The sequence below is a fragment of the Streptomyces sp. NBC_01237 genome, from assembly GCF_035917275.1.
Classification (GTDB): Bacteria; Actinomycetota; Actinomycetes; order Streptomycetales; family Streptomycetaceae; genus Streptomyces.
Genome location: NZ_CP108508.1, coordinates 5,965,399 through 5,986,805, shown reverse-complemented (window position 1 = coordinate 5,986,805; position 21,407 = coordinate 5,965,399). Strand labels below are relative to the sequence as shown.

The following is a 21,407-nucleotide window of genomic DNA, read 5'->3' as shown; positions in this document are numbered from 1 at the left end:
GGATCACCGCACCGTGGATCCGGGCATCTGTTGATCATGCGAGGCGGCCGGACGCCGCCCGTGCGCGGAGTTCGTGAAACCGACCGGGGGAGAAGTCATGCATCCGATGTTGAAGCCCGCGCTGCGCCGGGCATGGCGTGGACGGAACACCGTGCAATTCGGTGTGACTCCCGCGCACGCGGTGACGCTGGGACCGCTGGATATCGCCACCGCAAGTTTTCTGGAACTGCTCGACGGCACGCGCGGACTGCCGCTTCTTCGCGAGGAGGCTCGCGCGCTGGACCTGTCGGACCGTCACGTGGACACGCTCGTGAAGAGGCTGGCCGCGGCGGGGCTGCTCGACGATCCACGGGCGGGTGGCCCCGGGGCGGACGCGCTGCGTCACCGTGCCGAGGCCATGGAGCGGCAGCGCCCGGACGTGGCCTCACTCTCCGTGGTCCATCCGGAGCCGGGCAGCGGCCTTCGGCGGCTTGCGGCCCGGCGGGCCATGCGGGTCCAGGTGAGGGGGGCCGGCCGGGTCGGTGCCGCCATCGCCGCGGTGCTGTCCGGCTCGGGGGTGGGCCGGGTCGACGTTCTGGACGGCGGGCACACCGAACCGTGGGACATCGCGCCCGGAGGGCTTCCGGCGGCGGCCGTCGGGGAGCGGCGGGACAGCGCCGCCCGCCAGCTGGTCCGCCGGTCGGCGGTCGGCGGATCCCCTCGCGCGACGGAGACGGACCGTCGTTCGGAGAGCGGCGAGCCCGGACTGTCCCTGATCGTCGTCGCCCCTCGGGACGGGCTCGCGGTGTACGCACCCGACCCGGCGGTGGCCGGGCCATGGATCGCGTCGGGCACTCCTCATCTCTACGCGGGGGTGATCGAGGCCACCGGAGTGGTCGGCCCGCTCGTGCTGCCCGGGGGGACGGGATGCGCCGGGTGTCTGGCACTGCGGCGCGCGGACCAGGACGAGCAGTGGCCGAGGATGCTGACGCAGTGGCGGTCCGGGCGTCGCGGCGCGGTACCGGCCTGTGACCTGGGGCTGGCCACGGCGGTGGCCGGTCTGGCGGCGGCGCACGCGCTGTCCTTCCTGGACGGTGAGCTGCCGGGGAGCACGGGTGCCCGGTGGGAGGCCGCGCTGCCGCTGTTGGACTGGCGCTCGGAACGGATCGGACCGCATCTCGACTGTTCCTGTGGTGCGGCTGGGCAGACTGAGGGGGAACTCACCTCCGAGGCCGGACCGGCTCACGACACAATGGCCGGGTGACCGCCGACGCAGCGATACCGGAGGCTCAAGCGGCACGGCAGTCTGGGAACTGGAGGGGCACATGTCTGATCTACCCCGGAAGGCGGTCACCCGTACCGCCAAACTGGCCGCGCTCCCGCTCGGCTTCGCCGGCCGTGCCACCTGGGGCCTGGGCAAGCGGATCGGCGGCAAGTCCGCGGAGCTCGTCGCGCGCGAGGTGCAGCAGCGCACGGCGGACCAGCTGTTCAAGACCTTGGGCGAGTTGAAGGGCGGGGCCATGAAGCTCGGCCAGGCGCTCTCCGTCTTCGAGTCGGCCCTGCCCGAGGAGGTCGCGGGTCCCTACCGGGCGGCACTGACCAAACTGCAGGAAGCGGCGCCGCCCATGCCGACCCGCACCGTCCACGGGGTGCTCGCGGAACGGCTCGGTGAGGACTGGCGGGAGCTGTTCGAGGAGTTCGAGGACAAGCCGTCGGCTGCCGCGTCGATCGGGCAGGTGCACCGGGCCGTGTGGCACGACGGCCGCGAGGTCGCCGTGAAGGTGCAGTATCCGGGCGCGGGTGAGGCGCTGCTCTCGGATCTCACACAGCTCAGCCGCTTCGCCAGGCTGCTCGGCCCGCTGATCCCCGGGATGGACATCAAGCCCCTGATCAAGGAGCTGCGCGACCGGGTGTCCGAGGAGCTGGACTACGAACTGGAGGCGCGGGCCCAGCAGGAGCACGCCGCGGAGTTCGAGGACGATCCCGATGTGGTGATCCCCGGGGTGGTGCACCAGTCGGATCAGGTGCTGGTGACCGAGTGGATCGACGGAATCCCGCTGTCCGAGGTGATCGCGGAGGGCACGACGGAGCAGCGGGACCGCGCGGGACAGTTGCTGGCGCGCTTCCTCTTCTCGGGTCCGGCCCGCACCGGCCTGCTGCACGCCGACCCGCATCCGGGCAACTTCCGGCTGCTGCCCGCGGTGACCGAAGACGGTGACGACGGCGACGGCGGGCGGTGGCGGCTCGGCGTGCTGGACTTCGGAACGGTGGACCGGCTGCCGGGCGGGCTGCCGCGGAACATCGGTGACTCCCTGCGGCTGACGCTGGAGGGCGACGCCGAGGCGGTGTACGGGCTGCTTCGGGAGGAGGGGTTCGTCAAGGACTCGATCGACCTCGTACCGGACGCGGTGCTCGACTATCTGCTGCCGATCATCGAACCCGCGCAGGTGGAGGAGTTCACGTTCACCCGCGGCTGGCTGCGGACGCAGGCGGCCCGGATCGCGGATCCGCGCTCCCCCGCCCATCAGCTGGGCAAGCAGCTGAACCTTCCGCCGTCCTATCTGCTGATACACCGGGTGACGCTGAGCACGATCGGGGTGCTGTGCCAGCTGGGGGCGACGGTCCGGCTGCGGGACGAACTCGAATCCTGGCTGCCGGGATTCCTCGCGGAGTACGACAAGGAGGCCGGCGAGGTGGCCGACGAGCAGGGGACCGGAGCGGAGAGCGAGCAGGAGGACACGGCCGTCGAGGTGTAGGTGCCGGTGCGGGCGGAGCGCCTGCGTGGGGCGGGGATGACCGGAGCGGCCGGAGGGCCGGACGGGGCTGGGCCGGCGGAGCCGCCCGCGGGGCGGTTCACCACCAGGCGGAGTCGAGGCGGCTTTCGATGGACCTGAGGTGGGTGCGGGCGCAGTCGTCGCAGAGGTAGTGGCGGCGTCCGTTCTCCACCGAGCAGATCCAGGTCGGCGGGGCCGTGTCACCGTCGGCGGCGGTGTCGCAGCGGGCGCACACCACAGGTGCGGCGCCCGGCTGTTCAGGGGGATGCGTTTCCTCGTCCATCCCGTGACGATAACGCCGGGGTACGAAGCGGGACAGCACAACGCACTGCGGGGCCGTCCCGTTCGGACGGCCCCGCGGTGGGGGTGGTGGCTACTGGCCGGGCAGAGCGGTTGCCCGAGCAGCCGAGTGGTTCCGGACCGCGCCCCGTTCTCGCTATGTACGGCGTTCTCGGCCGTACCGCGGCGGGGCGTGGCCCTCTTTGCCTGTTGGTGCTAGTGCATGACCGCCATGGCCAGCGCACGGCGGGCGCGCATCGAGGCGCGCTCCGCACGGCGCTGCATCCGCCGGGCGGCCACCAGGCGCACAACCTGGCGGTCGGCCTCGGCTTCCCGCAGGCGGTCGTGCATATGCGCACGAGCCAGGGCTTCTGGGATGAGTTGCATCTCGCGGGTCCTGTTCTGACGCGAGTCGTTCGCGCCGATGATGGTGACGTCGGGAGTGGCGGAGCCGACGGGCTCCTTCGTGGGGGTGATCATTGGTGCCTGATTCCGAGGGTCATGGGTCTGGGGACGGTCGATGGTTCCGAGGCGCTTCATTCGTGTGGGGGCCTTGACCCCCAGGCCGGCGGTCACGCTGCGACCGGGTTCTTGCGCGGACGGCCACGCGGCCGCTTGCGGGCGACGACAACGCCCTGCACGAAGAGTTCGCCACCCCAGACGCCCCACGGCTCGCGCCGCTCCTTGGCCCCGGCGAGGCACGCCTCGACGAGCGGGCAGGTCCGGCAGAGGGACTTGGCGTACTCGACATCGGCCGGGGACTCGGCGAAGAAGACCTCCGGGTCGTACGAACGGCAGGGGACGGGCACGCCGAGGTTCTCGATGGCGTCGTCGAGCGCGGTGAGCGCGGTGAGCGGGATCAAGGTGGAGTCCTCCGTGAGACCGGGCGGGGAGATCGTGTCGGAAAGCGGTACGGACGGGGCGTGCGCTTCGAGTTGCACGGTGGGTGGTGTCCTCGTCTGGTCGTGCCGGCCTGTTGGCCGGTTGGCGGCTGGTACCAGGTACTGCTTGTCCCGAGGCTCCTTCGTCACGTCTCGTCCGTTCGGACAAAACAAAAGGGCCGCGGATCCCGAGTGGGGTTCCGCGGCCCTGAAGGCGCCGGCCTGATCTGGATCAGGCTGGATCACTCCAGGGTTCAGGCCCACGGAAGGCCCACATCGTGTGGTGCTGCGTCGACTGCTTCTTGGCTCCTGCACCGGCTGCCGCAAAGGCATAGGCCTGAGCCTGTGTCGCCTTCACTACTGCTGCCGCCGGTGCCTGGATCGGTCGCTCATTGCGCTCCCGCGTCACGGGGAGGCCGGCCGGAGACAGCGGACCGGCGGCAGAGATGCCGGACAGACCGGTGCCACGGAGCACGGATTCCGAAGAGCAGGCGAGGCCGAGCGAGCAGGCGGAGACGACCGAGCGATCGGTCATTTTGACGTTCTTGATGATGCTGATCACAGAAATCGCCTCCTCTCGGCGTCTCGGGGGACCGGCCGGGACCGGTCCTGCGTATTCGGATAAGTACAGCACGGAATCAGGGCTTCAGAGAAGACGCTGTTCCCGTGGTTAAGAACCTATGGTGATGACTGGGGCAGGCGCAAACTATTTTCCCGACGAGTTTTTCTCACTCCTCGTCGCTGCCCTCCGCGCGCTCCTCATCCAGGGCCTCACCTGCGCAGATGGCCAGCACATCGGCGCCGAAGCGGGTCAACTTGCGGTTCCCGACCCCGGCGATGACGACCAGCTCGCCCTCACTGCCCGGCACCGCCTCGGCGATCGCCATCAGCGTCTTGTCCGTGAACACGCAGTAGGCGGGCTGTCGCAGCCCCTCCGCCCGGCCCGCGCGCCAGTCGCGCAGCCGCTCGTACAGCGCCTCGTCCATGTCGGACGGGCAGTCCTCGCAGCGCATCAGCTTCATCTCACCGGCCTGGGTGAGGGTCTTGCCGCAGACCCGGCAGAGCACCGGCCCCCGGTGCTTCCGCTTGATCACCGGCGTCCGGCCCTCGCCGCCCGCCGTACCGGAGCCCCGGTCGATGCCGCCCGTGCCGCCGGTGCCGCCCCGGGCGCCGAGCGCCGCCGAGCCCGGCCGCAGCCCGTTCAGGAAGCGGGTCGGACGGCGGCTCGCGCGGCCGCCGGGTGAGCGGGACACCGCCCAGGACAGCGAGAGGTGGAAGCGGGCCCGGGTGATCCCGACGTACAGCAGGCGCCGCTCCTCCTCGACCTGTTCGTCGGTCTTGGCGTACGCGATCGGCATCATGCCCTCGGTGAGGCCGACCAGGAACACGGCGTCCCACTCCAGGCCCTTCGCCGAGTGGAGCGAGGCCAGGGTGACGCCCTGGACCGTGGGGGCGTGCTGGGCGGCGGCGCGTTCGTCCAGCTCCATGACCAGGTCGGAGAGGGTCGCCCCCGGCTTGGCCGTTTCGTAGTCCTCGGCGAGCCGCACCAGCGCGGCCAGGGACTCCCACTTGTCCCGCACCGCGCCGGAGCCGGCGGGCGGCCTGCTGGTCCAGCCCTTCGTGGAGAGCACCGCCCGCACCTGCGAGGGCAGGCCCTCCGCCTCGTCGAGCAGCGAGTCGTTGCCCCCGGCGCGGGCCGCACCGCGCAGCGCCACACCGGCTTCCCGTACCTCCGCGCGCTCGAAGAACCGCTCGGCGCCGCGCAGTTGGTACGGCACACCGGCGTCCGCCAGCGCCTGCTCGTAGACCTCGGACTGGGAGTTGACCCGGTACAGCACGGCGATCTCACCGGCCGGGACACCCGCGGCGATCAGGTCGCGGATGCGGCGGGCGGTGCCTTCGGCCTCGGCGGGTTCGTCCGGGTACTCCGTGTAGGACGGTTCCGGGCCCTTGTCGCGCTGCGAGACCAGTTCGAGCCGGTGCTCGGCCGCCTTGCCGTGGGCCTGGCTCAGCAGTCCGTTGGCCAGGTGGACGACCTGGGGTGTGGAGCGGTAGTCCCGCACCAGCTTGACCACGGTCGCGTTCGGATGGCGGGTGCGGAAGTTCAGCAGGTGGTCGGGGGTGGCCCCGGTGAAGGAGTAGATGGTCTGGCTGGCGTCGCCGACGACGCACAGATTGTCCCGGTCGCCCACCCAGAGGTCGAGCAGCCGCTGCTGGAGCGGGCTGACGTCCTGGTACTCGTCGACGACGAAGTGCTGGTACTGGCCGCGCACGTGGTCGGCGATGTCGTGCCGGTCCTGGAGGATGCCGACAGTGAGAAGGAGCACGTCCTCGAAGTCGATCACCGAACGGTCGCGCTTCAGCTGCTCGTACATCGCGTAGATCTGGGAGAGCACCGCCGGATCGCGCGGCGCGTCCCGCTGGGTCTTGGCGACCGCGGCCGGATAGTCGGCGGGCACGGTCTGGGTGACCTTGGCCCACTCGATCTCGCTCGTGACGTCCCGCAGCTCATTGCGGTCGAGCCGGAGCTGGCAGCGGGCCGCCGCCTCGGCGACCAGCTGTACCTTGCGTTCCAGCAGGCGGGGCAGCTCGCCACCGACTGCTTTCGGCCAGAAATACTGGAGCTGCCGCAGCGCCGCGGAGTGGAAGGTCCGGGCCTGCACCCCCGTGGCACCGAGCTGGCGGAGCCGGCCGCGCATCTCGCCCGCGGCCCGGTTGGTGAACGTGACAGCGAGCACCGTCGTCGGCTGGATGATCCCCGCCCGCACCCCGTACGCGATGCGATGCGTGATCGCTCTCGTCTTGCCCGTACCGGCTCCGGCCAGCACGCACACAGGTCCGTGCAGCGCCAGAGCCACCTCGCGCTGCTCGGGGTCGAGCCCGTCGAGCACGGCATCCGGGGACTCGGGGACCTGTGGGAAGAGGGTGGAATGCGTTGCTGCTGTCACCCCGCCATGCTGCCAGGTCGCGAGGGGCTGGTGCGGAGGTTGTCCACAGGGATGCCGCATCCGTCGTACAAACCACGGGCGGTGTCGTACTGACCACAGCCGCCCGCATCGGCCGATGTGGCGCCGGCCACGGACGGTTCCGTACGGCCGCGGCCGATCCCCGTCGCTCGCGCGGTGTGTCCGGCCCGTTGCGGGAATGGTGGCCGGGTCCCGTACGTTCCACTCCGTGCGGGAACGCACATTCCAGCTTCCAGCTTTGCAGCCAGACGGACGAGACAGAGGAGCGCGAGCGACATGCCGGGCACTGTGACGATGTACAGCACCACGTGGTGCGGCTACTGCCGCCGGCTCAAGGGCCAGATGGACCGCGAAGGCATCCCGTACACCGAGGTCAACATCGAGCACGACCCGGATTCGGCGGCGTTCGTCGAGAAGGCGAATGGCGGAAACCAGACGGTCCCGACGCTTCTCGTCGTCGCGCCGTCCGGCACCGAGTCGGTCATGACGAACCCCTCGCTGGCCCAGGTGAAGCAGGCGCTGGCCGCCTGACGCACCGCTCCGCCCGCATCGACTGCCCCCTTCCCGCACTGGCCGGAAGGGGGCAGTCGTGTGCGTGGCGCCGCCGCGGTGCGGTCAGTTCGTCCGGGTCGCGCTGCCGGGCTTCGGCAGCGGCTTGCCGTACCAGAGCTCGATCAGACGGGCCGCGATCGAGATGCCGAACGGGGGCAGGATCTCGCCCGATTCGAAGGCGGCCGTGAGGTCCTCGCGGGAGAACCAGCGGGCCTCCTCGATCTCCTCGCCGTCCACCTCGATCTCCGACGAGGTCGCCCGCGCCATGAAGCCGAGCATCAGGCTCGACGGGAACGGCCAGGGCTGGCTGGCGATGTACTCGACCTCGCCGACCGTGATGCCCGCCTCCTCGTAGACCTCGCGCGCCACGGACTGTTCGATCGACTCCCCCGGCTCCACAAAACCGGCGAGCGTCGAGAAGCGGCCCTCCGGCCAGTGCACCTGGCGGCCCAGCAGGGCCCGGTCCTGGTCGTCCGTGACCAGCATGATCACGGCCGGGTCGGTCCGCGGGTAGTGCTCGGCTCCGCACGCCTGGCAGCGGCGGATGTGTCCGGCCGCCGCGATGACGGTGCGCTCGCCGCAGCGGGAGCAGAAGCGGTGCAGGCGCTGCCAGTTCTCCAGGGCCACCGCGTGCACCATCAGGCCCGCGTCGCGGGCGCCGAGGAGCAGTCCGGCCTCGCGCAGACCCGCCGGACGCGCCGACTGGTCCATGCGGCCGGGCAGGGAGTCCTTCTGGAGCGCGAAGTAGCTGACGCCGTCCTCATCGGTACCGAGGAAGTAGCGGTGGGTCTCGGTGACCGGCGCCTCGAAGGCCGGGGTCATGACGATCTCGGAGCCGCCGTCGGCCGTGTCGTCGATCAGCACCTGCCCGCCCGAGACGACGAAGACCCTGGTCGTCGGGTGGCTCCAGGCGACGGACAGCCACGCCTCGTCGAGGCGGTGATGTGCGGCGCGGTCGATGCCGCTGGGTGCGGTGAGACCGATCGGGCGGTCTGCGGTGGCGTTGTCGAAGGTGCTCACAGGTGCTTCCTACTCCCCCGGGATGGATCGGGTGTTCAGAGGATTCAGCGGAGTGCCGCGGGCAGCGAGACCCTCAGCTCGTCCCACAGGTGGGCGGTTGTCTCCGCTCCCTTGAGCAGAAGGTCCAGTTCGACCTTCTCGTTGGGGGCGTGCCAGCCGTCGGACGGTACGGAGATGCCCAGGAAGAGAACGGGTGCGGCGAGGACGTCCTGAAGGTCCGCGGCGGGGCCCGAGCCCCCTTCGCGGGTGAAGAGGATCTTCTTGCCGAAGGCCCTGCCCATCGCGCGGGCCACCGCCTGGAGGGCGGGGTGGTCCAGCGGGGTGAGGCACGGGCGGGTGGCGGGCGAGAAGGTGATCCGGTGGCGGACACCGGCCGGGATCTGTGTCTCGGCCCAGGCCAGCACGGCCTGCTGGACGCGTTCGGGTTCCTGGCCTGCGACCAGCCGGAAGCTGATCTTCACCATGGCCGAGGAGGGGATGATCGTCTTGCTGCCCGCGCCCTGGTAGCCGCCGCCGATGCCGTTGACCTCGGCGGTGGGGCGGGCCCAGACGCGCTCCAGGGTGGAATACCCCGCCTCCCCGGACGCGGCGTGCGATCCGGCGGTGCGCAGCCAGGTGGCCTCGTCGAAGGGCAGCTCGGCGAAGAGCGCGCGCTCGGTGTCGGTGAGCTCGGCCACACCGTCGTAGAAACCGGGGACAGCGATCCGGCCCCGGTCGTCGTGGAGGGCCGCGACGAGGCGGGCGACGGCGGTGGCGGGGTTGGGCACCGCACCGCCGAACGATCCGGAGTGGATGTCCTGCTCGGGGCCGTACAGCTCGATCTCGCACTCGGCCAGGCCACGCATACCGGTGCAGACGGTCGGCGTCGTCTCGTCCCACATGCCGGTGTCGGAGACGATCACCGCGTCGGCGGCGAGACGGGCCGCCCGCTGTTCGGCCAGGGCGCGGAAGTGCGGGGAGCCCGACTCCTCCTCGCCCTCGATCAGCAGCTTGAGGTGCACGGCGGGGGTGGTGCGGCCGGTGACGGCGAGGTGCGCCCGGACGCCCAGCGTGTGGAAGAACACCTGGCCCTTGTCGTCGGCCGCGCCGCGCCCGTACATCCGGCCGTCGCGGATCACCGGCTCGAACGGGTCGGTGTCCCAGCCGTCCTCGCGGGCCGCGGGCTGCACGTCGTGGTGGCCGTAGACGAGGACGGTCGGTGCGTCCGGGTCGTCGGAGGGCCATTCGGCGAACACCGCCGGGGCACCGGGGGTCTCCCAGATCTCGGCGACCGGGAAGCCGGTCTCCTTGAGCTTCGCGGTCAGCCACTCGGCACTGCGCCGTACGTCCCCTGCGTGCTCCGGCTGTGCGGATACGGACGGGATGCGCAGCCACTCGGCGAGGTCGTCGAGGAAGGCTGTGCGGTGCTGTTCGGTGTACGTACGGACGGCGCTGTCCGGGGTGTCGCTCATGCTGTTGAGCCTATCGGCCCGGCGGAGGTGGCTCGTCCAGCAGGAGCCGCTCCAGCTCGGTCCGGCCCGGCAGCCCGGCGGGGTGAACGGTCTCCCCGCTGCGTACGTAGAGGAACGTCGCGGTGACCGAGTCGAGCGGCAGGCCGTGCAGTTCTGCCCACGCCAGCCGGTAGACGGCGAGCTGGAGGGGATCGGCCGAGCGGTGGCGGCCGGTCTTCCAGTCCACGATCTCGTATGTGTCACCCGTGCGGTACACCGCGTCGATCCGGCCCCGGATCACCCGGCCCGCCAGCGTGATCTGGAACGGCGTCTCGACGCGGTACGGGGTGCGGCGGGCGTACTCCGTGCGCTCGAACGCCTCTTTGAGCGCGGCGAGGTCGCGCTCGTCGGCGATCTCCGCGTCGCTCTCGTCGCCGCCGGGCAGTTCGTCGGGGCCGAGCATGGGCAGCGGCACCTCCTCGAACCGGGACTCCACCCAGGCGTGGAAGCGGGTGCCCCGGCGGGCGGCGGGCTGGGGCGGACGCGGCATGGGCCGGGCCAGTTCCCGGGCGAACGCGTCGGGGTCCTCGGCCAGGCGCAGCAACTGGGTGGCGGAGAGCGAGGCGGGTACGAGGACGTCGCGCACGGTGGCGCGGGAGCGGCGCAGCTCCCCGGCGAGGGCGTCCAGATCGCGGTCCCAGGAGGCGAGGGTGCGCGCTTCCTCCGGGGTGAGCGAGGGAGGACGAGCGAGGTCCTCGTGGCCTGTGTGGTCTGCGGGGCGCTTGTGGTCTGCGCGATCCCCGCGGCCTGCGGGGCGCTCGTGGTCTGCGCGATCCTCGTGGTCTGCGCGATCCCCGCGGTCTGCGCGATCCCCGCGGTCCATATGGTCCCCCGTGCCGGCACCGTCCCCTCTGCCCCAGCTGTCTCCGTCGTCCCCTTGGCGCGCCGCGGGTACGTGCGGGGCTTCCCCGGGTCGTTCGGTCGGCAGAGCGTCCCAGTCCAGCTCCTCCCCCGCGAACAGGTCGTCGAGCGGGTCGCCGAGGGAGGTGTCGAAGGAGTCGTCGAAGGAGTCGTCGAACGGCTCGTCCTGGGGGCTCCCGGGGCGGCCCTCGTCGTCCGCCGGTACGGGACCGGCGGCGGCCAGGGACTCCAGGTGGGCCAGCACCGTGTCCCGGGCGGCGCGGCGGCGGGCCAGCGCGGTGTCGTCCAGCGGGAGCGGCCAGGCCTGATCGGTGTCCCGCTCCGCCAGCGCCGGGTTCTCCTCGTCCTCGGCAGGTTCGTCGGCCCAGGACTCGATCTCGCCGTATCCGGCGGCGCAGTGCTCGTACAGCGCGTGGAGGAAGGCGGACGGGCCGCGCGTCCTCTTCTGGGACGGTCCCCACCAGTGGCCGGAGCCGAGGAGCAGCGAGCGGGGGCGGGTGAAGGTGACATAGCCGAGGCGCAGCTCCTCGGTGTGCTGGTGCTCCTTCATCTCCTCCTTGAACGTCTTGAGCCCCTTGGCGTCGAAGGAGCCGATGACCGGGAGGGTGGCCGCGTCGCCGCGCAGGGAGTGCGGCAGGACCTTGGACTGCGAGGTCCAGGCGTCCCGTGACTGGGTGCTGGGGAACTGTCCGGTGACCAGTCCGGGCACGGCGACGACGTCCCACTCCAGGCCCTTGGACTTGTGCGCGGTGAGGACCTTGACGGTGTTCTCGCCGCCGGGCAGGGCGTTGTCCAGGCCCTTCTCGTACTGCGCGGCGGTGCGCAGGAAGCCGAGGAAGGCCAGCAGGGTGGCCTCGCCGTCGAGGGCCGCGAAGCCCGCCGCCGTATCGAGGAAGTTGGCGAGGGTCTCGCGGCGGCGTGCGGCGAGGGCGTGCGGGGAGGCGGAGAGCTCGACTTCGAGACCGGTGGTGGCGAGGACCCGGTGCAGCACGTCCATGAGGGGGTCGGCCAGCGAGCGTCGCAGATCACGCAGCTCACCGGCGAGGCGGGCGAAGCGGACCCGGGCCTCCGCGGAGAACGGCAGCCCGTCGTCCTGGGCGTCGCCCGCGACCAGGAAGGTGTCCAGGGCGTCGGCGAGGGAGATCACCTCGGCCGGGTCGATGCCTTCGACGGCTTCCGCGAGGCGGCGGTCGGGGTCGTGGTCCTCGTCGTCCGCATGCGAGGCGTGGTGGACGAGGAGGCGGGCACGGCGGCCGAGCAGAGCGAGGTCACGGGGGCCGATCCGCCAGCGCGGTCCGGTGAGCAGCCGGACCAGGGAGGCGTTGGCGCCCGGGTCCTGGAGGACTTCGCAGACGGCGACGAGGTCGGCGACCTCCGGCAGGTGCAGCAGTCCGGACAGGCCGACGACCTCGACCGGGATGTCGCGGGCGACGAGCGCCGCCTGGATCTGCGGGAAGTCCCCGGCAGTGCGGCACAGCACGGCGATCTCACCGGGCGGGGTGCCCGTCGTGACGAGGTGGGCGAGCGAGTCGGCGAGCCAGTCGATCTCTTCGGTGTGCGTACGGAGCAGGGCGCAGCGGACGGTTCCGTCGCGCTCGGCGCCGGGCGCGGGGCGCAGGGCCTCGACGCCTTCGTGCATGGCGCGCAGCGGGTCGGCGAGGCCGTTGGCGAGGTGCAGGAGGCGGCCGCCGCTGCGCCGGTTCTCGCTGAGGCTGTAGCGGGTGGCGGGGGTGCCGTCGGAGTGCGGGAAGTGGAGCGGGAAGTCGTCGAGGTTGGCGACGGAGGCGCCCCGCCAGCCGTAGATCGCCTGGCAGGGGTCGCCCACGGCGGTCACCGCGTGGCCGGTCGGCCCCTCGGGCCCGTTGCCGAAGAGGGCGGAGAGCAGCAGGCGCTGGGCGACGGAGGTGTCCTGGTACTCGTCGAGCAGGACGACCCGGAATTCCTCGCGGAGGATGGTGCCGGTCTCGGGCCTGGTGAGGGCCAGCTCGGCGGAGAGGGCGATCTGGTCGCCGAAGTCGAGGAGGTCCCGGCCGCGCTTGGCGGCGCGGTACCGCTCGGTCAGGCCGAGGAGTTCGCGCCGGGCCCCGGCGGTCTCGGGGATCTTCCGCAGCTCCGCGTTGGTGAGCCTGGCCGTCTCCAGCGCGTGGAGCAGGTCGGTGTCGTGGCGCGCGAGCTGTCCGGGGCGTACGAGGTGTTCGGCGAGCTCGGCGTCGAGCGCCAGCAGATCACTGACCAGCGTGGGGAACGACCTGGTCAGGGCCGGGTAGGGGCCGGGCGCCTCGCGCAGCACGCGGGCGGCGAGCTGGTAGCGGGTGGCGTCGGCGAGGAGCCGGGTGGTGGGTTCGAGCCCTATGCGCAGGCCGTGTTCGGTGAGGAGCCGGCCGGCGAACGCGTGATACGTGGAGATGCTGGGCTCGCCCGGCGGGTCGTCCGGGTCGATGGTGTCCGGGTCGGTGACCCCGGCGGCGACCAGCGCCCTGCGGACCCGCTCGGCCAGTTCGCCCGCCGCCTTGTTGGTGAAGGTCAGGCCGAGGACCTGCTCGGGGGCGACCTGCCCGGTCCCGACCAGCCAGACCACGCGGGCGGCCATCACCGTGGTCTTCCCCGAACCGGCTCCGGCCACGATCACCTGCGGGGCGGGCGGCGCGGTGATGCAGGCCGTCTGCTCCGGGGTGAAGGGGATCCCGAGGAGCTCCTTGAGCTGCTCGGGATCGGTGAGACGTGAGGACACCCAAGAACCGTAACCGGACGCACCGACAACCTGCCGCGTCCCGTGGCGCTCGTCGGCTACTCCACGACCTGGCGGCCCTCCGGCTGCGCGCTGCACGAGGCCCGGAAGGTGCAGTGGGTGCAGTGCTGGCCGGTCGTGGGCGTGAACCGTTCGTCCAGGACCCGCCCCGCGGCCGTCGCCAGCAGATCGGAGACCCACGCTCCGGACAGCGGTTCCTGGGCCTGGACCTTGGGATGGGCGTCGCCGCCCTCCTTCTTCGGGGCGGGCTGCCGCAGCTGGACGAGTTCGGCGCCGCCGGAGTCCGGCCGATGCCCGTCGAACACCTCGTCGAGGGCGCCTTCGCGGACGGCCAGCTGGTACACGGCGAGCTGGGGGTGGGCGGCCACCTCGTCCTTCGTGGGCGACTGCTTGCCGGTCTTGAAGTCGACGACGTACGCCCGGCCCTCGGCGTCCTGCTCGACCCGGTCCATCGAGCCGCGGATGCGGACCGCGTACTCGCCCGCTTCGAGCGTCACGTCGAAGTCGTGCTCGCTGGCGGCGGGCGTGCGGCCGGCCCGGTCCATGACATGCCAGCGCAGGAAGCGTTCGAGGGCGGCGCGGGCGTGGTCCTTCTCCTGCTCCGACTTCCAGGGCGCGTCGAAGACCAGGCCGTTCCAGACGGAGTCGAGGCGCTCCATGAGGACGGCCAGGTCGGCGGGGGTACGGCCGGAGGCCACTTCGTCGGCCAGTACGTGGACGACGTTGCCGAAGCCCTGCGCGGCCGTCGCCGGGGCGTCGGCCTTCACCTCGCGGCCCAGGAACCACTGGAGGGCGCAGGTGTTGGCGAGCTGGTCGAGCGCGCTGCCGGAGAGCGCGACGGGCTGGTCCCGGTCGCGCAGCGGCACGGCGGAGCGGGTCGGCTCGTACAGGCCCCACCAGCGGTACGGATGAGCCGCGGGGACGAGCGGCTGGCCCTCGTCGTCGGTGAGCGCGGCCAGCCGGGCGAGCCGCTGGGCGGCGGCGTCGCGCAGGACGTCGGAGGCCGCCGGGTCGACCGTCGTGGCGCGGAGTTCGGCGACGAGCGCGGCGACGGCGAGGGGACGGCGGGGCCGGCCGGTGATGTCGCGGGGCTCGACGCCCAGTTCGGTCAGGAAGCGGGACGGCTGGTCGCCGTCGTCGGCGGGGGCCTTGACCGCGGTGACGACGAGGCGTTCGCGGGCGCGCGTCGCGGCGACGTAGAACAGCCGGCGCTCCTCGGCGAGGAGGGCGCCGGGGGTGAGGGGTTCGGCCAGGCCGTCGCGGCCGATCCGGTCCGCCTCCAGGAGGGAGCCGCGGCGGCGCAGGTCGGGCCAGAGCCCCTCCTGCACCCCGGCGACGACGACCAGGCGCCACTCCAGGCCCTTGGAGCGGTGGGCGGTCATCAGGCGTACGGCCTCGGGGCGCACGGTCCGCCCGGAGAGGGTGTCCGCGGCGATGTCCTGCGCGTCGACCTCCTCCAGGAAGTTGAGCGCCCCGCGTCCGCCGGTGCGCTCCTCGGCGCGCGCGGCGGTCTCGAAGAGGCCGCAGACGGCGTCGAGGTCACGGTCGGCGTTACGGCCTCCGGCGCCGCCGCGCAGCGCGGCCCGCTCCAGCCTGGTCGGCCACGGGGTGCCGTTCCACAGGGTCCACAGGGCCTCCTCCGCGGTGCCGCCGCCTTCGAGGAGTTCCCTGGCCTTGCGCAGGAGGACCCCGAGGCGCTGGGCTCCGCGGGCGTACGCCGGATCGTGCGTCACGAGGCGCTCGGGTTCGGCGAGTGCGCGGGCCAGCAGCTCACCGGAGGGCGCGGGAACGCGGTTCCCGGCGGCCCGTTCCTCGTCGCGCAGGGCCCGGCCGAGACGGCGCAGATCGGCGGCGTCCATGGAGCCGAGGGGCGAGGTGAGGAGGGCGAGGGCGGTCTCGGTGTCCAGCCAGGACGCCGGCCCGGGGACGGTGCCGGGCGCTGTGACGGGTGCCGTGGCGGGCTCGGCGTCAACCTCCGCGTCAATCTCTGCGTCGGCCTCTGCGTCGGCCTCCGCGTCGGCCTCCGCGTCGGCCTCCGTGCGGGTGCCGGGTTCGGCGTCGCCGCCTTCTGCGGCATCGGCGGCATCAGGGGCATCGGCGACGGCATCTTCTTCGGCTTCGGCATCTGCGACGGCATCGGCTTCGGCTTCGGCTTCGGCTTCGGCTTCGGCTTCGGCTTCCGCGACAGCTTCGGCGTCGTCGGGCGCCGCGGCTGCGGTGGCTTCCTCCGGCCCGTTCTCCGTACGCGGCTCCGGGGCCGGGCGCTGGAGGGCGGCCGTGGCCACCGTGCGCAGCGCGGTCAGGAGCGGGGCGATGGCCGGTTCGTGGCGCAGCGCGAGATCGTCGCCGTCCACCTCCAGGGGCACTCCGGCCGAGGTGAGAGCGCGGCGGACCGCGGGGATCGAGCGGCCGCCGGCCCGTACCAGCACGGCCATCTCGTGCCACGGAACGCCGTCCTCCAGATGCGCGCGACGCAGCAGGTCCGCGATGTTGTCGAGCTCCGTGGACGCGGTCGGATAGGTGTACGTCTCGACGCGGCCGCCCTCGCGCACGGCGGTGAGTTCGCGGTGGGCGCGCACCTTGGCCGCCGGGAGGCGGGTCAGCGGCATCCGGCGGGTGAGCAGCCGGGTCGCGGCGAGCAGCCCGGCACCCGAGCGGCGCGACGTGGTGAGGACACCGACGGGAGCGGCCTCCCCGTCCGCGCGCCGGAAGGCGTCCGGGAAGTCGAGGATGCCGTTCACGTCGGCGCCCCGGAAGGTGTAGATCGACTGGTCCGGGTCGCCGAAGGCGACCAGCGTCCGGCCGCCGCCCCTGCCGGGACCGCGTCCGCGGTTCCCGGCCAGCGCGTGCAGCAGCCGTACCTGCGCCGGGTCCGTGTCCTGGTACTCGTCGACGAACACCGCGTCGTACCGCCCGGCCAGCGCCTCGGACACCTCGGGGCGCTCGGCGAGCAGCACGGCGCGGTGCACCAGCTCCGCGTAGTCCAGGACCCCTTGCGCGTCGAGCACGTCCAGGTACTCCGCGAGGAACTGGGCCGCCGCGCTCCAGTCCGGACGGCCCGTGCGGCGGGCGAAGGCGGCCAGCGCGTCCGGGCCGAGGCCCAACTCGCGGCTGCGCGCCAGCACCGCACGTACCTCGTCGGCGAACCCGCGCGTGGTCAGGCAGGCCCGCAGTTCGTCCGGCCAGCGGACATGGGCGAGGCCGGCCTTCTCCAGGTCGAGCTGCCCGGCCAGCAGCTCGCGGACGGTGACGTCCTGTTCCGGGCCGGACAGCAGACGCAGCGGATCGGCGAACAGATCGGCGTCCTGATGGGCGCGGACCAAGGCGTAGCAGTAGGAGTGGAACGTGGTGGCCTGCGGACCCCGGGCGGCGCCGAGCCGGGCAGCCATCCGGTCGCGCAGCTCGACCGCGGCCTTGCGGCTGAAGGTGAGGACCAGGATGCGGGCCGGGTCGGCGCCCGCGGTCACACGGGCCGCGACGGCCTCGACGAGTGTGGTGGTCTTGCCCGTGCCGGGTCCGGCGAGGACGAGCAGCGGACCGCCCCGGTGATCAACCACCGCGCGTTGACTCGCGTCCAGGAGGGGGGGATCCACGGAACCCGGCGGGGTGCGCACCAGTCGGTACGCGCCCGGGGTCCGCTGCCGTGTCTCACGGTGCGGACTGTGCCGGGTGGAAGAGGAGGAGCTCACGTGGGTCGCCGGTCCTGGTGGGTGTGCTGGTGAGGAGAGGGGCGGAGCGTGCCGCGCGTTGACGACGCTACGCCAGCGGTGGCGCGGGAGGCGGCGAGTCCGTTGCGTCCCTCGTCACGTATCCGGTCGGCCGGGGTCGCTCGGCCGACCGGAACGATCAGGTCTGCCGGGATGGTCGGGTCCGACGGAACGATCGGGTCCGCCGGGATGGTCAGGTTCGCCGGGACGGTCGGGTCTGCCGGGACGGTCGGTTCCGGCGGGATGGTCAGGATCGCCGGGACGAGCGGGTCCGACGGCCGGAGGGGGTCGTGCGGACCGGTCGGGGGCGACAGGCCGGTCCGGGGCGCCTCGGGCGGTCGACCGGACCGGTCCGGGGCCCCGACGCGTTTCCCGTACGCGCCCGGCGGCGCCGCTGGGAGAGCCGGATGGCCGAAGCTGTCAGATGTGAGCTTCCTCGCCCCCGTCCGGACCACGGGTCCCGCCGCCCCCACCGATGGCACCGGTCCCGCCGGTCACCCCGTCCCACCGTGCCTGTCTCATGTCGAGGCGCGGCACATGTCCGGCGGCGGCGCGGGACGCCCCGCGCAGCGGGGTGCCTTCCTCTCGGTAGTGGTCCAGCGCCCGCAGTTCATGGCCGGGGAGCATCGCCCCGTCGGCCCGCACCACGCGCCACCACGGCACCGCGGAGCCGTACAGCGCCATGACCCGGCCGACCTGCCGGGGGCCGCCGTCGCCCAGCCATTCGGCGACATCGCCGTACGTCATGACGCGGCCGGGCGGAATCAGGTCGGCGACATCCAGGACCCGTTCCGCGTACTCCGGCAGCTCGGCGCCGGGCGGTGCCGATTCGCCACCGCCCCCGCCCGCCCGGTCCTGAGTCTCCCGGTCTTCGCTCATCCGGCCCATCCTGCCGTACGCCACCGACAGTTCCGCCGAATCCGTGTCCGGCCGCGCACAGAGCGTGCGTGTGGGCACAAAGGAGCGTATCTTGCGCATCTCGCACCTGTGCGACGCACCCTGATGCCCCCCTCTGTCTGCGGCCCGTGCCACCATCATGCGGGCGGTGACCGGTGATACGAGACCACGAAGACGATTCAGAGGCGACGAAGGAGCAGGGCGTGCAGCCACCGAAGGGGGCGGACGCCCCCGATGCCGAATCGCGCCCGCACGCGTCGGACACCACCGGGAACGCCGCTGGGGACACTGCCGACGGCACCGCCGGTTCCGCACCGGAACAAGCGGCCCGAACCGCCGCACCGGCCGCCGCACCCGACGGACCGGACGCACCTCGCGGACCTGGCGGACCGGCCTCACCCGGCGTACCGGACGGACCTGAGCGCGAGCCCGACCGTCTCTCCGGCTCGACCCTCGCGACCGTCGAGAGCGAGCTGACCGACCGGGTCTCCGGCGACGAGCCGCTCCTTCCCGCGCGGGTCCACCGCCCTTCCGATCTTCTGCGGCTCCTCATCGGCATCCTCGCGATCGTCGTCCTGTTCACCATCGCCGTCTTCGCCCAGAACACCACCACCGGCCTTGAGAACGACATCTCCAAGGGCACGGCGCAGGCACCCGACCTGCTGATCAAGATCGCCGGACTGGTGTCCAGCATCGCCGTGCTGCTCGTCCCCGTCGCCTTCGCCATCGAGCGCCTGGTCAAACGGGACGGACTGCGGATCGCGGACGGCGTGCTCGCCGCCGTGCTCGCCCACGGCGTCACGCTCGCCACCGACCTCTGGGTCTCCGGCTCGGCCCCCGCCACCATCCAGGACGCGCTGACCCAGCCGCAGCCCGGAGACGGGCTCACCGATCCCGTGCACGGCTACCTCGCCCCCGTCATCGCCTATATGACGGCGGTCGGCATGGCGAGACGGCCGCGCTGGCGGGTCGTGCTGTGGGTGGTCCTGCTCCTCGACGCGTTCGCGATGCTGGTCGGCGGCTACACCACCCCGTTCTCGATCATCCTCACCGTGCTGATCGGCTGGACCGTCGCGTACGGCACCCTGTACGCGGTCGGCTCGCCCAACGTCCGGCCGACCGGCCAGCACCTGATGGCGGGTCTGCGGCACGTCGGGTTCCGTCCGGTCGCCGCGATGCGCGCCGAGGACGCCCCCGACAACGCCGACCAGAACGACCGCGGGCGGCGCTATCTGGTCACTCTGGAGGACGGGCCTCCGCTCGATGTGACGATCGTCGACCGTGAACAGCAGGCCCAGGGGTTCTTCTACCGGGTGTGGCGCCGACTCACCCTGCGCGGCATCACCCAGCGCCGGTCCATCCAGTCGCTGCGCCAGGCCCTGGAACAGGAGGCGCTGCTCGCCTACGCGGCGATCGCCGCCGGGGCCAACGCGCCCAAGCTGATCGCCACGTCCGAACTGGGGCCCGACGCGGTGATGCTCGTGTACGAGCACATCGGCGGCCGTTCCCTGGACGCGATGGAGGACGAGGAGATCACCGACGACCTGGTGCGCAGCGCCTGGCGTCAGGTGAAGGCGCTCCAGTCCCGGCGCATCGCGCACCGCAGGCTCACCGGTGACGCGATCCTGGTGGACCGTTCCGGCAAGGCGTTCGTCACGGATCTGCGGGGCGGGGAGATCGCGGCCGGGGATCTGGTCCTGCGGATGGATGTCGCCCAGCTCCTCACCACCCTCGGGCTGCGGGTGGGAGCCGAACGGTCCGTCGCCGGGGCACTCGCCGTGCTCGGGCCCGACGCCGTCGCCGACTCCCTGCCGCTGCTCCAGCCGATCGCGCTGAGCCGCTCCACCCGGGCGGCACTGCGCAGGATCGCCCGCGAGCGTGCGCAGCGCGAGCGCGAGGCGGTGCTGGAGGCGTCCCAGGCGGCCAAGCATCTGCGTACGGACGGCTCCGGGGCCACCGGGACGGGCGAAGCGGCGGCCGGGTCCGGTGACCGCAAGGCGGGCCGGAAGTCCCTGCGCACAGAGAAGCAGGCCGAGAAGCGGGCCATCGACGATGCGCTGGACGGGGCCCGCGAGGAGGATCTGCTCACCCAGATCCGCCGCGAGGTGCTGCTGATCCGGCCGCAGGCCCCGGTCGAACCGGTCCGCCTCGAACGCATCAAGCCGCGCACCCTCCTCAGCTTCATCGCCGGTTCCATCGCCGCCTACTTCCTGATCTCCCAGATCACCCAGGCCGACTTCGGCACGGTCGTCGAGGAGGCGGAGTGGGGCTGGGTGGCGGCGGCGCTGGGCTTCTCGGCCCTGAGCTACGTCGCGGCGGCGATGAGCCTGCTGGGCTTCGTGCCGGAACGGGTGCCCTTCGGCAAGACCGTGCTGGCGCAGGTGGCCGGCTCGTTCGTGAAGATCGTCGCTCCGGCGGCGGTCGGCGGCGTGGCGCTGAACACCCGCTTCCTCCAGCGTTCCGGGGTGCGCCCCGGACTGGCCGTCGCGAGTGTCGGCGCGTCCCAGCTGTTCGGGCTCGGCTGCCACATCCTGCTGCTGGCGCTGTTCGGCTATCTGACCGGCACCGAGAGGACCCCGGACTCGCTCACCCCGTCCCGCACGGTCATCGCCGGGCTGCTCACGGTCGCGGTACTGGTGCTGGTGGTGACCGCGATTCCGTTCCTGCGGAAGTTCGTGGTCACACGGGTGCGGTCACTGTTCGCCGGAGTCGTCCCGCGCATGCTCGATGTCGTGCAGCGCCCGCAGAAGCTGCTCACCGGCATCGGCGGCATGCTGCTGCTGACCGGCCTGTTCGTCCTCTGCCTGGACGCGTCGATCCGGGCGTTCAGCGGCCCCGACGTCCCCCAGCTCAGTTACGCGAGCATCGCGGTGGTCTTCCTCGCCGGGAACGCGCTGGGGTCGGCGGCGCCGACCCCGGGCGGCGTGGGCGCGGTCGAGGGCGCGCTGACGCTGGGACTGATCGCGGTCGGCCTGCCGAAGGAGGTCGCGGCGCCGGCGGTGGTGCTGTACCGCGTGATGACGCTGTGGCTGCCGGTGCTGCCCGGCTGGATCTGCTTCAGCCAGCTGACCCGCAAGGGCGAGCTCTAGCCCCCGCGCCGACCGGCGTACGGGAAGAAGCGCACCCGCCGTACCGGGGACGAGCGGCAGCCCCTGCCCACCCCGCCGTACCGGGGGCCGGGCGGCAGCCCATACCCACCCCGCCGTACCGGGCCCCGCGCCACCCGCATGGACCGCGCCCCGCGCGCTCCCC

14 protein-coding genes are annotated in these 21,407 nt (G+C 72.5%); 4 read left to right on the top strand and 10 right to left on the bottom strand.

Going from position 1 to position 21,407, the window contains the following annotated elements:
• Window positions 1-97 precede the first annotated feature (97 nt).
• Both OG251_RS26790 and OG251_RS26785 read left to right on the top strand, forming a co-directional pair.
• Entirely contained in the window at window positions 98-1,243 is a 1,146-nt protein-coding gene (locus OG251_RS26790; RefSeq protein ID WP_326679520.1) for a ThiF family adenylyltransferase, read from the top strand.
• Window positions 1,244-1,304: 61 nt separating this feature from the next.
• Window positions 1,305-2,735 carry an ABC1 kinase family protein gene (locus OG251_RS26785; RefSeq protein ID WP_326679519.1) on the top strand — a complete coding sequence of 477 codons (1,431 nt, stop codon included), beginning with the start codon at window positions 1,305-1,307 and terminating at the stop codon, window positions 2,733-2,735.
• Window positions 2,736-2,832: 97 nt separating this feature from the next.
• Here OG251_RS26785 and OG251_RS26780 read toward each other — a convergent pair whose 3' ends face one another.
• The 5 genes from OG251_RS26780 to OG251_RS26760 form a co-directional block, all read right to left on the bottom strand.
• Window positions 2,833-3,036 carry a hypothetical protein gene (locus tag OG251_RS26780; RefSeq protein ID WP_326679518.1) on the bottom strand — a complete coding sequence of 68 codons (204 nt, stop codon included), beginning with the start codon at window positions 3,034-3,036 and terminating at the stop codon, window positions 2,833-2,835.
• A gap of 212 nt (window positions 3,037-3,248) precedes the next feature.
• Window positions 3,249-3,572, bottom strand: a complete 324-nt coding sequence (locus OG251_RS26775) for a hypothetical protein (protein ID WP_079182599.1) — start codon at window positions 3,570-3,572, stop codon at window positions 3,249-3,251.
• A 32-nt stretch (window positions 3,573-3,604) separates the two neighbouring features.
• Window positions 3,605-3,973 (bottom strand): WhiB family transcriptional regulator, encoded by a 369-nt coding sequence (locus OG251_RS26770; protein ID WP_073717963.1) that lies wholly within the window; start codon window positions 3,971-3,973, stop codon window positions 3,605-3,607.
• Between the two features lie 172 nt (window positions 3,974-4,145).
• A complete protein-coding gene (locus OG251_RS26765; RefSeq protein ID WP_326679517.1) occupies window positions 4,146-4,475 on the bottom strand; it encodes a hypothetical protein in 330 nt (109 codons plus the stop codon).
• A 166-nt stretch (window positions 4,476-4,641) separates the two neighbouring features.
• The gene (locus OG251_RS26760) at window positions 4,642-6,861 is read right to left on the bottom strand and encodes an ATP-dependent DNA helicase UvrD2 (RefSeq protein ID WP_326679516.1); all 2,220 of its coding nucleotides are present in this window, start codon (window positions 6,859-6,861) and stop codon (window positions 4,642-4,644) included.
• A gap of 294 nt (window positions 6,862-7,155) precedes the next feature.
• On the opposite strand from OG251_RS26760, the gene OG251_RS26755 reads away from it, so the two are divergent.
• Window positions 7,156-7,410, top strand: a complete 255-nt coding sequence (locus tag OG251_RS26755) for a glutaredoxin domain-containing protein (RefSeq protein ID WP_073717966.1) — start codon at window positions 7,156-7,158, stop codon at window positions 7,408-7,410.
• An 84-nt stretch (window positions 7,411-7,494) separates the two neighbouring features.
• Here the strand turns inward: OG251_RS26755 and nudC are convergent, their stop codons facing one another.
• The 5 genes from nudC to OG251_RS26730 all read right to left on the bottom strand — a co-directional run bounded on the left by nudC (window position 7,495) and on the right by OG251_RS26730 (window position 18,137).
• Window positions 7,495-8,451, bottom strand: coding sequence for an NAD(+) diphosphatase (gene nudC, locus OG251_RS26750; protein WP_326679515.1), 957 nt, complete (start codon window positions 8,449-8,451; stop codon window positions 7,495-7,497).
• 44 nt (window positions 8,452-8,495) lie between these two features.
• The gene (locus OG251_RS26745; protein ID WP_326679514.1) at window positions 8,496-9,902 is read right to left on the bottom strand and encodes a dipeptidase; all 1,407 of its coding nucleotides are present in this window, start codon (window positions 9,900-9,902) and stop codon (window positions 8,496-8,498) included.
• Between the two features lie 10 nt (window positions 9,903-9,912).
• Complete coding sequence (locus tag OG251_RS26740; protein WP_326679513.1) at window positions 9,913-13,533, bottom strand: ATP-dependent helicase; 3,621 nt, start codon at window positions 13,531-13,533, stop codon at window positions 9,913-9,915.
• Between the two features lie 56 nt (window positions 13,534-13,589).
• Entirely contained in the window at window positions 13,590-17,240 is a 3,651-nt protein-coding gene (locus OG251_RS26735; RefSeq protein WP_326679512.1) for an ATP-dependent helicase, read from the bottom strand.
• Between the two features lie 438 nt (window positions 17,241-17,678).
• Window positions 17,679-18,137, bottom strand: coding sequence for an MGMT family protein (locus OG251_RS26730; protein ID WP_326679511.1), 459 nt, complete (start codon window positions 18,135-18,137; stop codon window positions 17,679-17,681).
• Between the two features lie 221 nt (window positions 18,138-18,358).
• Between OG251_RS26730 and OG251_RS26725 the strand changes: the two genes are divergently transcribed.
• Window positions 18,359-21,244, top strand: coding sequence for a lysylphosphatidylglycerol synthase transmembrane domain-containing protein (locus OG251_RS26725; protein WP_326679510.1), 2,886 nt, complete (start codon window positions 18,359-18,361; stop codon window positions 21,242-21,244).
• Window positions 21,245-21,407: the final 163 nt, after the last annotated feature.